At 71.9% G+C, this 17,986-nt stretch carries 15 protein-coding genes; 5 read left to right on the top strand and 10 right to left on the bottom strand.

The window, feature by feature from the left end:
• Positions 1-287: 287 nt before the first annotated feature.
• Entirely contained in the window at positions 288-2,249 is a 1,962-nt protein-coding gene (locus HJC40_RS13990; RefSeq protein WP_250001477.1) for a serine/threonine-protein kinase, read from the top strand.
• A 28-nt stretch (positions 2,250-2,277) separates the two neighbouring features.
• On the opposite strand, the gene HJC40_RS13995 is transcribed toward HJC40_RS13990, so the two are convergent.
• The 8 genes from HJC40_RS13995 to HJC40_RS14030 form a co-directional block, all read right to left on the bottom strand.
• A complete protein-coding gene (locus tag HJC40_RS13995) occupies positions 2,278-3,774 on the bottom strand; it encodes a fused MFS/spermidine synthase (protein WP_250001478.1) in 1,497 nt (498 codons plus the stop codon).
• A gap of 66 nt (positions 3,775-3,840) precedes the next feature.
• Positions 3,841-4,842, bottom strand: a complete 1,002-nt coding sequence (locus HJC40_RS14000; protein WP_250001479.1) for a hypothetical protein — start codon at positions 4,840-4,842, stop codon at positions 3,841-3,843.
• A 64-nt stretch (positions 4,843-4,906) separates the two neighbouring features.
• A complete protein-coding gene (locus tag HJC40_RS14005) occupies positions 4,907-5,677 on the bottom strand; it encodes an SDR family NAD(P)-dependent oxidoreductase (protein WP_250001480.1) in 771 nt (256 codons plus the stop codon).
• Between the two features lie 4 nt (positions 5,678-5,681).
• On the bottom strand, positions 5,682-6,491 hold the full coding sequence (locus HJC40_RS14010; RefSeq protein WP_250001481.1) for an inositol monophosphatase family protein: 810 nt from the start codon (positions 6,489-6,491) through the stop codon (positions 5,682-5,684).
• Positions 6,484-6,939 (bottom strand): response regulator, encoded by a 456-nt coding sequence (locus HJC40_RS14015; protein ID WP_250001482.1) that lies wholly within the window; start codon positions 6,937-6,939, stop codon positions 6,484-6,486. The genes HJC40_RS14010 and HJC40_RS14015 overlap by 8 nt, the downstream gene beginning before the upstream one ends.
• The gene (locus tag HJC40_RS14020; RefSeq protein ID WP_250001483.1) at positions 6,936-8,543 is read right to left on the bottom strand and encodes an ATP-binding protein; all 1,608 of its coding nucleotides are present in this window, start codon (positions 8,541-8,543) and stop codon (positions 6,936-6,938) included. Before HJC40_RS14020 ends, HJC40_RS14015 begins: the two co-directional genes overlap by 4 nt.
• Positions 8,540-9,742 (bottom strand): PP2C family protein-serine/threonine phosphatase, encoded by a 1,203-nt coding sequence (locus HJC40_RS14025; RefSeq protein WP_250001484.1) that lies wholly within the window; start codon positions 9,740-9,742, stop codon positions 8,540-8,542. The genes HJC40_RS14020 and HJC40_RS14025 overlap by 4 nt, the downstream gene beginning before the upstream one ends.
• 84 nt (positions 9,743-9,826) lie before the next feature.
• Positions 9,827-10,162, bottom strand: coding sequence for a hypothetical protein (locus tag HJC40_RS14030; RefSeq protein WP_250001485.1), 336 nt, complete (start codon positions 10,160-10,162; stop codon positions 9,827-9,829).
• A 75-nt stretch (positions 10,163-10,237) separates the two neighbouring features.
• On the opposite strand from HJC40_RS14030, the gene HJC40_RS14035 reads away from it, so the two are divergent.
• A complete protein-coding gene (locus HJC40_RS14035; RefSeq protein ID WP_250001486.1) occupies positions 10,238-12,580 on the top strand; it encodes a M28 family peptidase in 2,343 nt (780 codons plus the stop codon).
• Here the strand turns inward: HJC40_RS14035 and HJC40_RS14040 are convergent.
• Together HJC40_RS14040 and HJC40_RS14045 are read right to left on the bottom strand one after the other, a co-directional pair.
• Positions 12,577-12,861, bottom strand: a complete 285-nt coding sequence (locus HJC40_RS14040; protein ID WP_250001487.1) for a Smr/MutS family protein — start codon at positions 12,859-12,861, stop codon at positions 12,577-12,579. The genes HJC40_RS14035 and HJC40_RS14040 overlap by 4 nt on opposite strands.
• Before the next feature lie 9 nt (positions 12,862-12,870).
• Entirely contained in the window at positions 12,871-13,248 is a 378-nt protein-coding gene (locus tag HJC40_RS14045; RefSeq protein WP_250001488.1) for a tetratricopeptide repeat protein, read from the bottom strand.
• A gap of 220 nt (positions 13,249-13,468) precedes the next feature.
• Here HJC40_RS14045 and HJC40_RS14050 point away from each other — a divergent pair, with 220 nt between their 5' ends.
• The 3 genes from HJC40_RS14050 (at position 13,469) to HJC40_RS14060 (ending at position 17,986) form a co-directional block, all read left to right on the top strand.
• A complete protein-coding gene (locus HJC40_RS14050; RefSeq protein ID WP_250001489.1) occupies positions 13,469-15,598 on the top strand; it encodes a hypothetical protein in 2,130 nt (709 codons plus the stop codon).
• Positions 15,599-15,711: 113 nt separating this feature from the next.
• Positions 15,712-16,449: a response regulator transcription factor gene (locus tag HJC40_RS14055; RefSeq protein WP_250001490.1), complete on the top strand. Its 738-nt coding sequence runs from the start codon at positions 15,712-15,714 to the stop codon at positions 16,447-16,449.
• Positions 16,427-17,986: a cell wall metabolism sensor histidine kinase WalK gene (locus HJC40_RS14060; RefSeq protein ID WP_250001491.1), complete on the top strand. Its 1,560-nt coding sequence runs from the start codon at positions 16,427-16,429 to the stop codon at positions 17,984-17,986. The genes HJC40_RS14055 and HJC40_RS14060 overlap by 23 nt, the downstream gene beginning before the upstream one ends.

The raw sequence follows: 17,986 nt of genomic DNA on the forward strand, positions 1-17,986 counted from the left end.
CGGTCGAAAGTGACCGCCCCGAGGCGAGGAGAGACGTGGGCCGGTAAACCGGTCGCCGCCCGCAATCAGTAGGCGGCGGCACGTCCTCGCGTCGGGGCGAAGACCGTCACCGAGGTGCGTTGCATGCGAACCCTCCATCCGGAAGGAAACAGATCAGCACGACTCTAGCGGGCGGCCAACGCCATGAACACCGTTGTGCGACCGGGCGAATCCGGCATTCGGGCACGAGCGGAACGGGTTTCGGCGGACGGCATCGGGCGGCCCGTCCCTCGGGTCACAATCGGCACATGGGGCGGACGGAGCGAAACGGTCGGATTGCCTCGCTTCGTATCGCCGGGCGGTACCGGCTCGTCGAGAAGCTGGGCACGGGCGGAATGTCCGAGGTGTGGCGCGGCTACGACGAGATCCTCGGTCGTGCCGTCGCGGTCAAGGTGTTGTCGCCCCGGCTTGCCGACGATCAGATGTTCCGCGACCGGCTGCGGCAGGAGGCGCTCGCGGCCGCGCGGCTCTGCCACCCGCACATCACCGGCATCTTCGATTTCGGTGAGTCACCGCTCGATGATCGGCTGACGGTCCCGTACGTGGTGATGGAGCTGAACGACGGTGAGTCGGTCTCCGCCCGCATCGCCCGGCAGGGACCCCTGCCGTGGCGCCAGGCCGTCACCGTGGCCGTCGAAGTGGCGTCCGCGCTGGCCACCGCTCATACGCGTGGCGTGGTGCACCGCGACGTCACGCCGGCCAACGTCATGCTCACCGGCGGCGGCGCCAAGGTCGTCGACTTCGGCATCTCGGCCATCGTCGGGCAGCGCGACGCCGCCCCCGACGGGAGCCTGCTCGGCACCCCGGCCTACCTCGCGCCGGAGCGGCTCGGCGGGTCGCAGGTCGCGGCGGCGACCGACGTCTACGCGCTCGGCCTGCTGCTCTACCGCTCGCTCTGTGGCCGCCATCCCTGGCCGGCCGACAACACCGCCGAGGCGCTCCGCGCTCATCTGTACGCCGATCCGGATCCGCTGCCGGCCATCCCCGGGCTTCCGGCGGCCGTCGCCGAGTTGTGCCTCCGCTGCCTGGTCAAGAACCCGGCCGATCGCCCCGGCGCGGCCGAGGTGGCCCAGGAACTGGCCGGCCTGGTCGGCCTTCGGGCGATCATCCCGCCGCTCGTCGAGCGGGCCGCCGACGCGCCGGCGGCCGTTCGGGCCGCGGCCGCCCCGCCCGCGGTGGTCCCGCGCCGACGCCCCGGTGTGGGCCGGTCGCTGCTCGCCTGTCTGGGTCTGCCGGGCGGGGTGCCGGGCCCCCGGCCGGCTGTGCGGGTGCTTCGCCTGCGCGCCGGTCTGAAGATCGGGGCGGCGCTGCGGCTCCGGGGGGCGCGGCCGCTCGGCGGAGGGCTCTTCGAGGGCGGCCGGGTGAGCGGCGGGCTGCTCACCGGGGATGCGCTCGGTTTCCTGCGCGGGCGGCACCGGGCCCAGGCGACCCTGGTGACCCTGGCTGTGATGGCGGCAGTGGGAGTCAGTTGGGCCGCCGGGCAGGACACTCCGGACGTGCAGGAAGCGCAGGCAGCGGGAACCGGGGTGGTGGCGGCCGGACCGGGCGGCGAGACGCGGTGCACGGTTCGCTATCAGCTTCGGCGTGACTCGGGGCGGAGCTACGAGGCCTACCTGACGGTCGCCACCACGGCCGAGCCGGCCCGCGGATCGTGGCGGGTGCGGTTCTCCTATCCGGGCACCCAGAAGTTGACCAATACCTCGAAGGCCGTCACGCAGAAGGGTCACACGGTGACCGCGAAGGGTCACGGCAAACTCAAGTCCTTCACGCTTCGTGGCGAATACAGCGACTACAACCCGTTGCCGCTGACATTCGCGGTGGACGATGTCGACTGCCGCGCCGAGGTGCTGGCCAACGTGCCGGCCAGCCGCGGCGACCGCACGCGCGGCGACCAGGCACCTGACGACCGCACGCGCGACAACCAGACGCCCGAAGACCGCACGCGCGACAACCAGACGCCCGAAGACCGCATTCGCGACGATCAGACGCCTGACGACCAGACGCGCGACAACCGTGCCCGTTCACCCCGCACCGATACCGCCCACGTCAGCGAGAAGAACGATCAAAAGCACACCTCGCCAACCCGCAGGCACGGCGCCCCGCAGAAGCGAGTTCCCACCCTCGATCCCACTGCGCCACCCGCCTCACCCGAGCCGCCGCCGAAGCCGCTGACAACCCACAAAGCACCGGGCCTGTCCCTCGCCATGTGACCACCCCACCCCAGCTACGAAACAGAACCTAACCGGCCAAGAGCTGGTCGACCGGGGCGTAGTCGTCGGTCAGGACGCGGGCGCCCGCGACGAAGTCGGTCAAGGGGCGGCCGGTCAGGACGATGGCGGGGTCGGCGACCTTGGCGACCCGGCGGGCCACGTCGGCCTCGGGCAGGGGCGACTCGGACGCCATGATGACGAAGTTGGCCCCCACCTCGCCGGCCAGGGCCTCGCGGCTGCTGATCACGGCCACGTGCGGGAAGGCGGCGGCCACCGTCGCCAGCTCGGCCCGGATGAAGCGGTCGGGCGGGTAGTCGATCACGTTCTGGACGTAGATGCCGCCGGGGCGCAGGACCCGCGCGATGTCGGTGGCCATCTCCTTCGTGGCCAGGTGCCACGGGACGGTCAGGTGGCCGAAGGCGTCGCCGACCACGAAGTCGTAGGAATCGGCCGGCTGCTCGGCCACGCCCACCCGGGCATCGCCGACCCGGACACTGAGGTCGGGACCCGTTTGCAGGCCCAGCTTGTCGCGGTCGAGGTCGACCAGGCCGCCGTCCAGCTCGATCACCAGCTGGTCGCTGCCGGGGCGGGTCTCGCGCAGATAGTCGGGCATGGTGAAACCACCGCCGCCCAGGTGCAGCGCCCGCACCGGGCCCATCGGCAGCACGTCGGTCACGGCGCCGATCCATTGGATGTACGCGAATTCGAGATTGCGGGGGTTGTCGAGGTCGACATAGGAGTGCCGCGCCGAGTTGAGGATCAGCTCGCGTCCGCCCGGCTCGGCCGCGTCGGCCTGGACCCGGGCGCAGTGATAGGCCGTCTCGACGTCGCACGGGTTGGGCGAGGCGACCCCCAGGCCGGCCCCCACGAGCCCGACCGAGGCCAGCACCGCCCGGGTGCGCGGCTTGCCCGGCAGGATCGCGCCGGTCTTGCGCAGCCACCAGCCGAGCGTGAGGCCGGACGCGGCCAGCAGGACCGCCAGCGAGATGAGGATCCAGCTCGACGGCACCGCCGCCACGAAGATGAAGCCGGTCGCCAGCGTGGCCGTGATCGCACCCAGGGTGCCCATGCTGGACAGCCGGCCGACCACCGAACCGGTGCGGTTGAGATCGCTGAGCTGCAGCTTCACCACCAGCGGACTGACCGACGACAGGATGAACGCGGGCAGGAAGACGGCCAGGGCGGCCAGCAGCAACACCGCGGGAGCGGCCCCGCCCCGGAGCACCTCGCCGCCAAAGCGGACCAGCGGCAACGTCACCGCCGTGCCGATCGCCCCGAGCAGAAGGGCCGGTGCGAGCAGCGAGCGCGGGTCGAACCGGTCGGCCAGGCGCCCGCCGAGCCAGGTGCCGTACGCGATCGCGGCCAGCGAGATGCCGATGACCGAGCTGCTCACCTGGAGCGTCACCCCGACGTAGGGGCCGACCAGGCGCAGCGCGACGATCTCGAGGACGAGCACGGCCCCGCTGGACCCGAAGACCAGGGCGGTGGCGAGACCGGACGGCAGCGCACGCGGCGGGTTTCCCATCCGCGGGATGCTATCGGTCGCAACCTGGAAGTTCGCTGTCCGCCGGCGAAGCCGCGGGCCGGGACGCTAAAGCATGGAGATGTGCACGTGGTTGGTGTGCTCGGCCGATGCCCCGCCGCTGCCGCTGTAGCTCCGCCACCCGTCGTTGGGCAACCAGATCTGCCGGAACCAGATCACGTACATCACGCCCAGCCGGTCCGCGTTCTTCACGAAGTAGGCCGCGAGCCGGTCCCCGTACGCCCGATCGCCACCGGTGGCCGCCGAGTTCTTGTACGTCGTCGCGTTGGACGACATGTCACAGGCCTGGCCCTTGGGGTGCTCGCCGGAGTTTCGCTGGCTCCAGCAGACCGTGTAGCGCGTGAACCCGTCCGCCTTGGCTTCCTTGTAGGCGTTCAGCGTGCGCGGCGTCAGGCAGCCCGAGCTCGTCGGGTCCTTGACCGTGCACCCCTCGTCGGGCCAGGAGCCGTCGGAGTTGCGCGGCGCCGGCTTGGCCAGCGGCGAACTGCCCGAGACGAACCCGCCCGCGACCGGGCCGCCGCCGACACTGGCCAGAGCCAGCTCGGCTTCCTTCTTCTTCTTGGTGAGCGCGGCGACCTGCCTGGTCTGCTCGCCCACCTCCTTGTCGATCGCGACCTTGGCCGACTTGGCCCGGTCGAGCGTCTCCCGGTACTTCGTCAGCAGCGCCGCGTCGAGCTGCGCCATCATGTCGAGCTGTTCGACGCGGTCGAGGAAGATGTCGGGCGAGGTCGCGTCGAGCAGCATGGCCATCGTGTTGGGCCGGCCGAGACGGTAGGAACGGGTGGCGATCTCGGCGACCTGCTTCTCCATCGCCTTGGCCCCGGCCTGTGCCTGCTTGACCGTCGCCTGCAGCTGCACCGACCGCTTCTTGGAAGCCTTCAGCTTCTGGATGGCCGTCGCCTGGCCCTTGGCCGCCGACTCGAGCGCATTCCGGAGTGTCTTGTCGTCGCCCTCGTCGGGGTCGGCATAGGCGGCCGCCGGGGCCACCATCAAGAAAGCCAGGAACAACACGAGCACAGTGCTCAGCCGGCGCTGGAAAACCGCCGCCACGGATACCTCCCCATCGTGAGCGCGGGCAGACTCTACCGTGATACGTACGGGAGCGGCAGATCGATCAACTGGCCGAGTAACCACCGTCGACGAAGAGTGTCTGACCGGTCACGGCGACAGCGGCGTCACTGGCCAGATAGACGGCAGTCGCGGCGAAATCAGCCGGTACGCCGTTTCTGCCGATCATCGTGCGGGCGGCGTGTTTCGCGACGGTCGCGGGGTCGGCGAAGACCGGCTCGGTCAGCGGCGTGTGCACCACGCCGGGCGCGATCGCGTTGCAGCAGACGCCGTGGGCCGACCAGGCCTCGGCCTGCGACCGGGTGAGCCCGACGAGGCCGGCCTTGGACGCACCGTAGGCGCCGCTGTTCCCGTACGCCCGGAAGGCCTGTTGCGAGACGACGTTGATGATCCGTCCCCAGCCGCGCCCGGCCATCCGCGGCCCGAAGGCCTGACCGAGCAGGAACGGCGCGGTCAGGTTGGCCGCCAGCGTCACGTCCCAGTCGTCCTCGGTGAGCTCGCCCAGCGGCGGACGGCGATTGACGGCGGCCGAGTTGACCAGCACGTCCGGAGACCCGTACCGGGCACTCTGCTCGACCACGCGGGCGACGGCCGCCCGGTCGGCGAGATCGGCCGAGATCGCGTGCCCCTCGGCGCCGAACCCGCGCAGCTCCTCGATCACCTCGGCCATCGGCTCGGGCCGGCGGGCGACCAGGACGACGCGGGCACCGGCTCGTCCCAGCGCGACGGCCATGGCCCGTCCGATGCCCGAGCTGCCGCCGGTCACCATCGCCGTGCGGCCGCTCAGGCCGAAGAGACTTTCCAGGTACGCCGACATGGCGCTACAGGATCGAGGTGTCGGGGAACAGCGTGTCGCGGACTGTGTGCCACATGTCGTCGTTGGCCGCGATCAGCAGGCCCCGCTCGCTGTCCGTCGGCCGGTAGGGCGTGCCGTCCAGGTGCAGCGACGTGCCGCCGGCCTCCCGGATGATCAGCGAGCCGGGCACGTGGTCCCACGGCAGGATCCGCCAGAAGAGCGCGAACTGCTGCTCGTCGATGGCGACGGCCGGATATTCGTAGCCCGCGCAGTGGTGACCGTTGGTGACCTCGCCGAAGGCTCGCCCGTTGGCCGAGGCCACCGACCGCAGGGGCGCGGGCAGGTAGTGACTCGCGACGACGCCGCGCAGGGCGGCCGCCCCGGGATCGTCGGTGCGGGTCTTGACCCGTACGCCGTCGCGGTAGGCGCCCGAGCCGGCCTCGGCGACCGTCAGGTTGTCGCCGACCACGTCCAGGATCCAGGAGGCGGTGGGCTCGCCGTCGCGCAGCAGGGCCACCATCACCGCGAACGGCGTCTTGCCGGCCGCGAAGTTGTTGGTGCCGTCGACGGGGTCGACGATCCAGACCGCGCCGCTGTCGTCGAGCCGCCCGAGCAGGGTCGGGTCGGCCGCGACGGACTCCTCGCCGACGACCTGGGAGCCGGGCAGCAGTGCCGTCAGGCCCTTGGTCAGCGCCGCCTCGGACTCCTTGTCGGCCACGGTGACGAGGTCACCGGGCGCCTTCTGCTGAATCTCGTCGGAGGCGAGGTGACGGAAGCGCGGCAGCACGACCGTGGCCGCCACCTCGCGGATGAGCTCGCCGACCTGATCAAGCACGCGGGGGCAACTTCACGACGCTGACGAAGAACTCGTCGATCTGCCGGATGACCGCGATGAACCGCTCGAAGTCGACGGGCTTGGTCACGTACGCGTTCGCGTGCAGTTGATAGCTGCGCAGGATGTCCTCGTCGGCGGCCGAGGTGGTGAGCACGACCACCGGGATGCGGCCCAGGTCGTCGTCCTTCTTGATCTCGGCCAGCACCTCGCGGCCGTCCCGCCGGGGCAGGTTGAGGTCGAGCAGGATCAGGTCGGGACGCACCGAGTTGGCGTACTCGCCCTCGCGCCGCAGGTAGGCCAGCGCCTCGGCCCCGTCGGAGACGACGTTGAGCCGGTTGCGGACCTTGTGCTCCTCGAACGCCTCCTGGGTCATCAGCACGTCGCCCGGGTCGTCCTCGACCAGCAGCACCTCGATGGGTGTGCCGTCGGCCCGGATGGGACCCGTCATGCGGTGACCTCTTTCCTCGTCTCCTGTGCCGGCGCCGGGGCCTCCTCGTCGGAGGAACCGGGCGGCGCCGGAAGGGTGAACCAGATCGACGTGCCTTCCTCGACCTCGAGGTCCAGCCAGATCCGCCCACCATGATATTCGACGATCTTCTTGACGATGGCCAGGCCGATGCCGGTGCCCTCGTACGCGTCCCGGGCGTGCAGCCGCTGGAAGATCACGAAAACCTTGTCGGCGAACTCGGCCTCGATGCCGATGCCGTTGTCGCGCACGTTGATCCGCCACTCGGCGCCGTCGCGCTCGGCGCTCACCCGGATCACGGGCGGCACGTCGGGCCGCCGGAACTTCAGCGAGTTGCCGATCAGGTTGACGAAGAGCGTCGTCAGCAGCGGCTCCTCGCCCTCGACGACCGGCAGCCCGGACCAGCTGATCTCGGCGTCGTCGCCCGCGCGGGCCTCGAGCTGCGACCGGACCTCGGTGAGCACCCGGTCGAGCTCGACGTCGGTGAAGCCGGCGGTGAGCCGGCCGATGCGGGAGAAGGCCAGCAGGTCGTTGATCAGCCGCTGCATGCGCTGGGCGCCGTCGACGGCGAAGCCGATGTACTGGTCGGCGCGCTCGTCGAGCTGACCGGCGTAGCGGCGCTGCAGCAGCTGGCAGAAGCTGGCCACCTTGCGCAGCGGTTCCTGCAGGTCGTGCGAGGCGACGTAGGCGAACTGCTCGAGATCGCGGTTGGACCTGGTCAGCTCCTCGGCCTGCACCTTGAGCTGGTCGTTGACCCACTCGATCTGGCTGCGGGCCTCGCGCACCTCGGTGAGCTCGGCCGCGATCTTCTGCCGCATGCCGTCGACATCCTCGGCCAGGCTGGCCAGCTCGGGTGAGCCGGTGCTCGAGATGCGCCGGTCGTAGTCGCCGTCGGCAACCTCGCGAACCTGCCCGGCCAGCTCGGTCACCGGACGGCTGACCATGCGGTCGAGCAGCAGCAACAGGGCCGATCCGGCCAGGATGATGATCGCGGCGGCGGAGACCTGGATCGCCACCATGGTGCGGCTGCTCTGCTTGGCGGCATCGGCCGAGCGCGTCCGGAGCACCTGGATGTCGTCCTGCATCCGGGAGATGGCCGCCCGCAGGGCGTCGAACTGCTCGGTCGAGGTCTGCCGGAGCCTGTCCTGCCCGGCCTGGGTGCCGTCCGCCCGGATCAGCGCGATCACCGGCTCGGCGACCTCGCGCTGCCACACGTCGGCGCGCTGCTGAACCGCGGTGAGCTCGGCCCGGATGTCGGCGTCCTCGGGGCGCAGGAGCTCCTGGATGCGGGCGACCAGCCGCTGCTCGTCGGCCAGCCCCTGGGTGAAGGGCCGCAGGTTGGCCTCGTCGCCGGTGATGGCGAAGCCGCGGATGCCGGTCTCCTGGTCGACGTACGCCGTGTTGAGCGACTCGCCCGCGGCCCGCATCGGGCTGGCCCGGTTGAGCACGTCGTCGAGCTGGCGGTTGTTCTGGGCGGCGGTGATCGCGGCGAACACGCCGAGCGCGCTGAGCAGCACGCCGACCGTGATGCAGAGGGCGACGATCCGCCGCCGCAGGGTCCAGGTGCGGAGCGAGAACGCGCTCACCGGCCGCTCCCGGACGAGATGAGCAGCATGGCCACGTCGTCGGCGAGCGGGCCGCCGTTGGACTGCTCGGCCCGGCCGACCAGCCAGGCCGGCAATGCCGGGAGCGGCACCGAGCGGGCGGCCGGCTCGTCCAGCAGCCCGCACAGGCCGCTCACGTCGAGCCGCTCGTTGCCGACGCCGGTGTGCCCCTCGATCAGGCCGTCCGTGTACATCAGCAGGGACCAGTCATCGCCGGAGAACTCCACCTCGGTCGCGGGTGTGGGCTTCGGGCGGACGCCGAGGACGATGCCCCTGCGCGCCTCGATCGGCCTGACCTGCCCGCCGCTCAACAGCACCGGGGCGGGATGGCCGGCCAGCCGGAAGACGGCCTTGCCGCCGGCCAGGTCGAGCACCACCGAGGCGACGGTCGCGAAGACCTCACGGGCCCGGCGCTCACTCATCAGCACCTGCTCGAGGGAGCCGAGGATCCGGTCGTCGGGCACGCCGGCCAGCACCAGCGCCCGCCAGGCGACCCGGAGCTCGACGCCCAGCGCGGCCTCGTCGACGCCGTGGCCGCAGACGTCGCCCACGATCACGTGCAGCTTGTCGGGGCCGACCTGGACGACGTCGAAGAAATCGCCGCCGAGCAGGCCCATGGCCCGGCCCGAGCGATAGAACGTGTGCACCGCCACCTGATCGGTGGACATCAGCGGCTGGGGCAGCAGACCGCGTTCGAGCCGGGCCGACTCGGCCTGGCGCAGCTCGATCTCGCGCAGCCGCTGGGCGTTCTCGTCGGCGCGCTTGCGCTCGACGGCGTAGCGCAGCGAGCGGGTCAGCAGGACGCCGTCGACCTGGCCCTTGACCAGGTAGTCCTGGGCTCCCTCGGCGACCGCGGCGACGCCCAGGTGCTCGTCCGAGCGACCGGTGAGCACGCAGACCGCGGCGCTGCCGGCCACCGCGAGCAGCTTGCGGAGCCCGTCGATGCCCTCGGCGTCGGGCAGGCCGAGGTCGAGCAGGACGCAGTGGATGCCGCGCAGCAGGCCGCGGGCCTCGCGCAGGCTGGTCGCCACCCGCAGGTCGAACGGCGCCTCGGCCTCGTGCAGCAGCTCGCGGACCAGGAAGGCGTCGCCCTCGTCGTCCTCGACCAGCAGGACACGCAGGCGCTCCTGAGTCACCGGGGAGGCGGCGCGGGCCCGCGGCGCGACCGATCGCTCAGTCATGCCGTTCCCCCACTCGTCCTCCTACCCGGTTCTGACCCGCTGATAGTTCACCACCGGGGGCGAGCGCACAACACCGTCCCGATCTCACGGGGCTTCCTCGGCGGCCACCCGGCGGGCGTGCTGGGCGATCACCTCGCCGAGGATGCCGTGCAGCCGTCCGCACTCCCGGCAGTGCAGATTCTCGTCGAGGTGCCGGCTGCCGCAGTCGACGCAGGTGCCCCTGTCCTCCGGGTCACGGTAGGCGGCCAGCGCCCGGCACATGGCCCGGATCACATGGTCGCTGACCGCGAAGGTGCCCTCGCCGAGGGCGGTGCGCACGCCGATCAACGCGACCGGGCCGGCGTCGGGCCGCGGGTCGTAGGGGGCGACGGCGTCGATGAACGCGGCCACGACGGCGGCGGGGTCGATGGGCGTGCTCACCCCGACAACGCTAGGCCACGCCGTAAACGATCTTCCCACTACCCGGTGTCGTACCCAACCGCTTAGATGTCACCCATGCGCGCTCCCGCGATCACCGACCCGGCTCGCCGGGCCCCGGCCGCCGTCCTCGCCGTCGTGGTGCTGGCCTTGGCCGGGCTGGCCGGGCTGTGGTCGGTGCGGCCGCCGGCCGCGCGCCCGGCGTCGATCCCGGCCTCGCAGTTCAGCGCCGAGCGCGCGTTCCAGCAGGTCGAGGCGATCGCCACCCGGCCCCACCCGGTCGGCAGCCCGGCGCAGGACCAGGTCCGCGAGCAGCTGCTCACCACCCTGCGGGGCCTGGGCCTGACGCCCGAGGTGCAGGACACGGTGTCGATCGAGGGCGCCGGGCTGTCGGCCAGCGCGGGCGGCACGAGCCTGGCCCGGGTCCGCAACGTCGTCGCCACGATCCCCGGCACCAGCTCCACCGGCCGCCTCTTCCTGGTCGCCCACTACGACTCGGTGCAGGTCGGCCCGGGTGGCAACGACGACGCGGCGGGCACGTCGGCGGTCCTCGAGACGGCCCGGGCCCTGCTCGCCGGCCCGCGCCCACGCAACGACGTGGTGCTGGTGCTCACCGACGGCGAGGAGGCCTGCCTGTGCGGGGCCAAGGCGTTCGTCGACCAGCACCCGCTGGCCCGCGACGGCGGCGTGGTGCTCAACCTCGAGGCGCGCGGCAGCAGCGGTCCGGCGATCATGTTCGAGACCTCCGAGGGCAACGGCCGGCTGGTCGAGGCCTACAGCCACGCGGTCAAGCCGGTCGGCACGTCGTTCGCCGTCGAGATCTACCGGATCCTCAGCAACGACACCGACTTCACCGCGTTCCGCAAGGCGGGCTTCGCGGGGCTCAACGCGGCGTACATCGACGGGGCGGCGGTCTATCACGGCCCGACCGACGTTCCGGCCGCGATGGACCGCGACAGCCTCCAGCACCACGGGGACAACACCCTCGCCGTCGTCCGCGAGCTGGGTGGCCGTGACCTCGCCGCGCTCAGGGTGACCGGCGGGCAGGACGCGACCTACTTCCCCGCTCCCGGCCTGCTGGTGCGCTACCCCGGCTCGCTCAACTGGCCGATCGCGGTCCTGGCGGTGATCGCGGTCGGCGCCCTGGCCTGGCTGGCCCGGCGGCGCGGCCTGATCACCGTGCGCCGGACCCTCGTCGCGGGCGCGCTGGCCGTGGTGCCGATCGTGCTCGCCCCGGTGCTGGCTCAGGCGCTTTGGTTCCTGCTCACGATGATGCGGCCGGAGTACGCGGCGATGCCGATCGACCCGTACCGTCCGGGGCTCTACCGGCTGGCTGTGGTCCTGCTGGCCCTGGCCGTGGTGTTCGGCTGGTTCGCGCTGCTGCGCCGCCGCCTGGGCCCGGCCGCCCTGACCGTCGCCGGGCTGGGCTGGCTGGCCGTGCTCGGCGTGGTGCTCGCCGCGTTCGTGCCCGGCGGCTCGTATCTCACGGCGCTGCCCGCGCTGGCCGGCGCGCTCGCGGGGCTCGTCGCGGTGGCGACCCGCGGCTGGGTCCCGGTGCTGGCGGTGGCCCTCGGCGGCGCGGTGGCGACGCTGGTCCTGGCGCCCACGATCGTGATGCTCTTCCCGGCCCTGGGCCTGGGGCTGGGCGCGGCCGGGGCCTTCCTCGCCGTGCTTCTCGGCCTGGCCCTGCTGCCGGTGATCGACCTGATCCACCCGGTCGCGGGCGGCCACCGCGGCGCCGGGGCGCCGCCCGGCCGCCGGCTCGGCGCGCTGCCCACGCTGGCCGCCGTGCTCGCGGTGCTGGTCTGTGCCGGGGCCGGGCTGATGACCGACCGGTTCGACGCCGGCCGCCCCGCCCTGACCCAGCTGATGTACGCGATGGACGCCGACACCGGCACGGCCCGCTGGATCAGCGAAGAACCCGAGGCGCAACAGTGGACCAGCCGATATGTCTCGGGCGACCTGCACCGCGTCGACGACACCCTGCCCGCCTTCGGCCCCGAGCCGGTGCTCACCGGCCCGGCTCAGGCCGCCGATCTGCCGGCGCCCCAGCTCACGGTCGAGTCCGACACCCGATCGGGCGACCTTCGCACGCTCGAGCTACGGCTCCGGCCCCAGCGTCCGGTCCGGCTGGCCACCCTGCACCTGCCGGGCGACACCGCGGTCGTCTCGGCGACGGTCGAGGGACGGCCGGTGCCGGTCCACACCCCGGATTTCGGTTTCGCCTTCCATGCCCCGCCGGCCGACGGCATCGAGGTCACGCTGACCGTGCGGACGGCCGGCCCGATCCGGTTCCGGGCGATGGACGCCAGTGACGGGCTCGGCGATCTGCCCGGCTTCCAGCCCCGCCCCACCGGCGTCGGCATCGTCGGCTCCCACACGAGCGAGATGCTGGCCGTGGCCAAGACCTACACCTATTAGCGGCCGCGTCCGCGGCGGCCGGTGGACTCGTTGTGGCGGAAGTGCACGAAGAGCCGGCCCCAGTTGTCGCCGTCCTTCTCGACCCGGTGATAGAGCTGCTTGATCTCTTTCTGGTCCAGGAAGCGCAGCACCTTCTTCTTCAGGGCGCCGCTGCCCTTGCCCGGGATGATCTCGACCGTGCTCGCCTTCTTCTGCACGGCCTCGTCGATGATCCCGCGCAGCGCACGGTCGATGTCGCTGCCCTTGTTGAAGATGTCGTGCAGATCCAGCTTCAGCTTCACATCTCAACCTTAGGGCGTCGCGTTCTCGGATTTACCGAGCCATTCCTCGACCCGGTGGACGGCTTCCTCGTAGTCGCTGTGCCGATTCATCGCGGCGGCCAGCCGCAGGTGCGGCAGGGCCTCGCGGAAACGGCCGGCCCGCTCGAGCGTGCGGCCGAGCACGTGGTGGGCGTAGTGATCCGACGGGTCGTGCTCGATCAGGCTGCGGAGCTGCTCCTCGGCCCGGTTGAGCTGGGCCGAGTTGAAGTAGGCGCGGGCCAGCAACTGACGCACGGCGGTGTTCTGCGGTTCGGCCTCGACTATCGGCTCGAGCAGGCGGGCGGCCCCGAGCGGATCCCCGGACTCGAAGAAGAAAGTGGCTCTGCGGTACTCCTCGAGAAGATCCACGTGCACGCTCCTCACGCTCGCGCCGCCCACTGACCACCGCGGTGGTCCCTCCAACGCTGGCACAACAATGGCCCGACGGCGAGTGTTCCAATGATCCAAGCTTCGCGACAAAACCCCTCATACGGCAACTCAGCCGTCGGACAATGCCTGCGTGGGGGACTTTCCGAGCCATCTCGTGACCGCGCCTGCCCGTCCACGGTTCGGGCGATTCAGGGCGACCGTGACCGGCGTCTTCGTACTCGGCCTGTGCCTCTTGCTGGCCGGCGGCACGGCGGCGCCCGCGCTGACCTCGCCGGCCTTTTTGATCGCGGGGATGCGGGAGATCCCCTCCCCGCCGATGGGCACCTCGTGGGCGCCGGCGCCCCGGACGGGTGACGGCCTGCGCATGGTGGCCGGCGCCGACGGGCAGGAGTTCCGGCTGTTCACCGCCGGGGGCGACCGGACATTCCTGCCCGGCGTCGACCTCGGCGACACCACGCCCGGCCACCTGCCCGGCGAGGGCGCGATCTCGGCGGCGCAGTACCGGGCCTGGTTCGCGGCGATGAGCTGGCTCGGCCTGCGCGTGGTGCGGATCTACGAGATCCACCCGCCCGCGTTCTACGACCAGCTCGCCGCCTGGAACCAGGCGAACCCCGAGCGCCCGCTCTATCTCGTGCAAGGTGTCCGGCTGCCCGACGAGACGTACGTCCGCAAGCGCAACCTGTTCGACAAGCCCTTCACGGCCGCGTTCAAGTCCGAGCTGCGGGCCGCCGCGCAGGCGGTGGCCGGCGACCTCACCCGTACGGCTTCCTTCGGACAGGTCGGCGGCGCGTGGACCACCGACGTCACCCCGTGGCTGGCCGGCTGGCTCATCGGCCGGGAGATCGACCCCGGCGCGGCCGCCGCCTCGGACCGGCGCAACGCCTCGGCGCCGCGGTTCCTGGGCCGCTACTTCCGGAACACTCCCAAGTCGACGCCGACCGAGCGCTGGCTGGCCGCCCGCATGAACGACCTGGCCGGGTACGTCGCCCGGTACCAGGTGAGCCAGCCGATCGCCTTCGTCAACTGGCCGACGACCGACCCGTTGCGTCACCCGGGGGAACCGCTGCCGCAGGAGGACCTGCTCGGGATCGACGCCAACCACGTGCTGCCCACCGCGAACTGGCCGGCCGGCACGTTCGCGAGCTACCACGCGTACCCGTTCTACCCGGACTTCCTGCGGCACGAGCCGGACCTGGTCGGCTACGAGTACGAGGGACGCGCGGACCCGTACGCCGGCTACCTGGCCGACCTGCGCCGGCACCACGCCACGATGCCGACGCTGATCACCGAGTTCGGGGTGCCGTCGTCGATCGGGTCGGCGCACAACGCGCCGCTGGGCCGCTCGCAGGGCGACCACAGCGAGCAGGGCGCGATGCGGATCAACGCCGAGCTGCTACGGATGATCCGCGACCAGGGGCTGGGCGGCGGTTTCGTCTTCAGCTGGGCCGACGAGTGGTACCGCTACACCTGGAACACCGCCGGGCAGCAGGACCCGGCCCGCCGCCACCTCTGGCACGACCCGCTCACCAACGAGCAGCACTTCGGGTTGCTGGCGATGGATGCCGACGGCGCGGGCGACACGGGCGACCAGCGGCTGCTGGACACCGACGCGTGGCCGGCGCGGGAGGTCACGGCCCGGGTCGACGAGGAGTACCTGCACCTGACGGTGCGGCTGGCCGACTCGGCTCCGGGCACCATGATGGCCTCCTTCGACGTCCTGCCCGCCGTGACCGGCACACCGATGCCCGGCAGCGCCGACCGGCGGCCCGACGCGGTCCTCGCGCTCAATCTGGTCGGCCGCACCGGGCAGGCGTACCTCCGTGACCAGCTGGATCCGATGAAGCTGGACTTTCAGGTCCCGGCGGCCCAGCGGGGTCCCGCTCCGCCGGGCTGGAAGCCCTACGAACTGGTCGTCCGGCGGGCCCTCACCCGGCCGGGCACGGGCGCGAGGTCGCCGGTCGAGCTGCAGAACGCCGGTCAGCTGCGGCACGGCACCTGGCCCGGCCTCGACGGCGACCAGCCGGAGGGCGACGAGGTGGACAGCCGGGCGCTCTGGCGGCTCGACGGCGACGACCTGAGCCTGCGGGTGCCGTGGGCGATGCTCGGGTTCGCCGACCCGTCGGCCCGGCGCGTGGGGGTGCCGCGCGGCGGCAAGCTCACCACCCAGGTCAGCCCGGGCGTGACGGTGTCGTTCACCGCCTCCGGCACCGACCAGGCGACCGGGCAGGTCCGGTGGTCGAACTGGAACCGGCCGTACTACTCGGAACGGCTCAAGCAGGGGGCAGAGGTCCTCCGGGACGCGGCGCTGACGGTGACCAGCACCGGGTGACGGTCCCCTCCGGGCGCTGTGCGATCCCGCTGCCGTTCCTGTGAGAAGCAGTCCACAGCTGGTACACAGGAATCGGAAAGCAAGCGCATAGCGTGGCCCGCGACAGTAGGGGCATGACGATGGCGAACTCAGATTCCGGCACCGACCTCCGCCGGCCCGACGGGGCTCCCGTACGGGTTCTGGTCGTCGATGACGAGCCGACGCTGGCCGAGCTTCTCTCGATGGCGTTGCGCTACGAGGGCTGGGACGTCAAGAGCGCGGGCGACGGGCAGACCGCCGTGCGCACCGCCCGGGACTTCCGCCCGGACGCCGTCGTGCTCGACATGATGCTGCCCGACATCGACGGGCTCGAGGTGCTGCGCCGGCTGCGGGGCGAGACGCCCGACGTGCCGGTGCTGTTCCTGACGGCCAAGGACTCGGTCGAGGATCGCGTCACCGGCCTGACCGCCGGGGGCGACGACTACGTCACCAAGCCGTTCAGCCTGGAAGAGGTGGTGGCCCGGCTGCGTGGCCTGATGCGCCGGATGGGCCACTCACCGCTGCGCACCGATTCGCAGCTGATCGTCGGCGACCTGTCGCTCGACGAGGACAGCCACGAGGTGCGCCGCGGCGGCGCCCTGGTCACGCTCACCGCCACCGAGTTCGAGCTGCTGCGCTATCTGATGCGCAACCCGCGCCGGGTGCTGAGCAAGAGCCAGATCCTCGACCGGGTCTGGAACTACGACTTCGGCGGGCAGGCCAACGTCGTCGAGCTCTACATCTCGTACCTCCGGAAGAAGATCGACGCGGGCCGCTCGCCGATGATCCACACGATGCGCGGAGCCGGCTATGTCCTCAAGCCCGCCGACTGAGACGGCCCCGGCACACCCCGCCCGCTGGCGCAGCCCGGCCGGCTGGCCGCTGCGCACCCGGATCGTGGCCATCATCATCGGCCTGCTCACGGTCCTGGGACTGGCGGTCGGCGGCACGGCCTACTTCTTCCTGCGCAACACCCTCTACACCCAGCTCGACGCCAGGCTCGACGCCACCGGCAACCCGTTCCACAACCGCGGCACCGGAGGCCCGCCGCCGGCCTTCGACCAGCAACGCCCGTTCGGCGGCGCGGAGCCCGGTTCGATCATCGTGACCTATGTCAGGCCGTCCGTCGTGTACGGCGGCCTCGTCGTCACGGTCGAGAACGACGGCTTCGCCGAGACCGAGTACGAGACGTTGAGCGACGCCGCCACGGCCCAGCTCACGGCCATCCCGGTCGACGGCGCCAAGACCGACCTCACGCTCGACGGCTACGGCTCCTTCCGGGCCATCGCGCTGACCACGGCCGACGGCCGGACCCGGGTCGTGGCGCTCTCGCTCGAGAACACGAACTTCACGCTGCTGCGCGTCGCGCTGGTCACCGGGGGCGCGGTGCTGATCGCACTGGGGATCGCCGGGTGGGCCGGCGCGCTGATCGTCCGTCGTACGCTGGCCCCGCTCGACCGCGTGGCCGCCACCGCGACCAGGGTCTCCGAGTTGCGGCTCGACCGGGGCGAGGTGCAGCTGGCCCAGCGCGTGCCCGACCGAGACACCGACCCGCGCACCGAGGTCGGCCAGGTGGGCGCCGCGCTCAACCAGATGCTCGACCATGTCGGCAACGCGCTCGAGGCCCGGCACGCCAGCGAGATGCAGGTACGCCAGTTCGTCGCCGACGCGAGCCACGAGCTGCGCACGCCGCTGGCCGCCATCCGCGGTTACGCCGAGCTGAGCCGCCGCAGCCGCGCCCCGGTCCCGGGTGAGATCGCCCACGTGCTCGGCCGGGTCGAGTCCGAGGCCAAGCGGATGACCGGCCTCGTGGAGGACCTGCTGCTGCTCGCCCGCCTCGACGCCGGCCGGCCGCTCGCGCACGACCCGGTCGACCTGAGCATGCTGGTCGTCGACACGGTCAGCGACGCGCACGCCACCGGTCCCGGCCACGTCTGGCAGCTCGACCTGCCCGAGGAACCGGTCGTCGTGATCGGCGACGGCGCCCGGCTGCACCAGGTGCTGGCCAACCTGCTGGCCAACGCGCGGACCCACACCCCCGAGGGCACCACCGTCACGGTCGGCGTCGCCTCGACGGACGACTCGGCGGTGCTGCGGGTCACCGACGCCGGTCCGGGCATCCCCGAGGACCTGCAGCCGCACATCTTCGAGCGGTTCGCCCGGGGCGACAGCTCCCGCTCCCGGGCCGCCGGCAGCACGGGCCTGGGACTGTCCATCGTGGAGGCCGTGGCCACCGCGCACGGCGGCCGGGTCTCGATGGAGAGCCGGCCCGGACGGACGGTCTTCACCGTCACGCTGCCGCTGGGCTCCCCGAAGGGGGTCGTCCCAACAGCTGAGCAGTTGGCGCGGATAGCGCCGCCCGCCCGCTGA

Origin of the sequence: Actinoplanes sp. M2I2 (assembly GCF_023544445.1) — a bacterium.
Classification (GTDB): Bacteria; Actinomycetota; Actinomycetes; order Mycobacteriales; family Micromonosporaceae; genus Actinoplanes.

Bases quoted from the DNA above. Each gene is read 5' to 3' on its own strand.
- HJC40_RS14055 (WP_250001490.1), top strand. From the start codon at position 15,712: ATGACGATGGCGAACTCAGATTCCGGCACCGACCTCCGCCGGCCCGAC.
- HJC40_RS13995 (WP_250001478.1), bottom strand. From the start codon at position 3,774: ATGGGAAACCCGCCGCGTGCGCTGCCGTCCGGTCTCGCCACCGCCCTG.
- HJC40_RS14035 (WP_250001486.1), top strand. From the start codon at position 10,238: ATGCGCGCTCCCGCGATCACCGACCCGGCTCGCCGGGCCCCGGCCGCC.
- HJC40_RS14015 (WP_250001482.1), bottom strand. From the start codon at position 6,939: ATGACGGGTCCCATCCGGGCCGACGGCACACCCATCGAGGTGCTGCTG.
- HJC40_RS14005 (WP_250001480.1), bottom strand. From the start codon at position 5,677: ATGTCGGCGTACCTGGAAAGTCTCTTCGGCCTGAGCGGCCGCACGGCG.
- HJC40_RS14025 (WP_250001484.1), bottom strand. From the start codon at position 9,742: ATGACTGAGCGATCGGTCGCGCCGCGGGCCCGCGCCGCCTCCCCGGTG.
- HJC40_RS13990 (WP_250001477.1), top strand. From the start codon at position 288: ATGGGGCGGACGGAGCGAAACGGTCGGATTGCCTCGCTTCGTATCGCC.
- HJC40_RS14060 (WP_250001491.1), top strand. From the start codon at position 16,427: ATGTCCTCAAGCCCGCCGACTGAGACGGCCCCGGCACACCCCGCCCGC.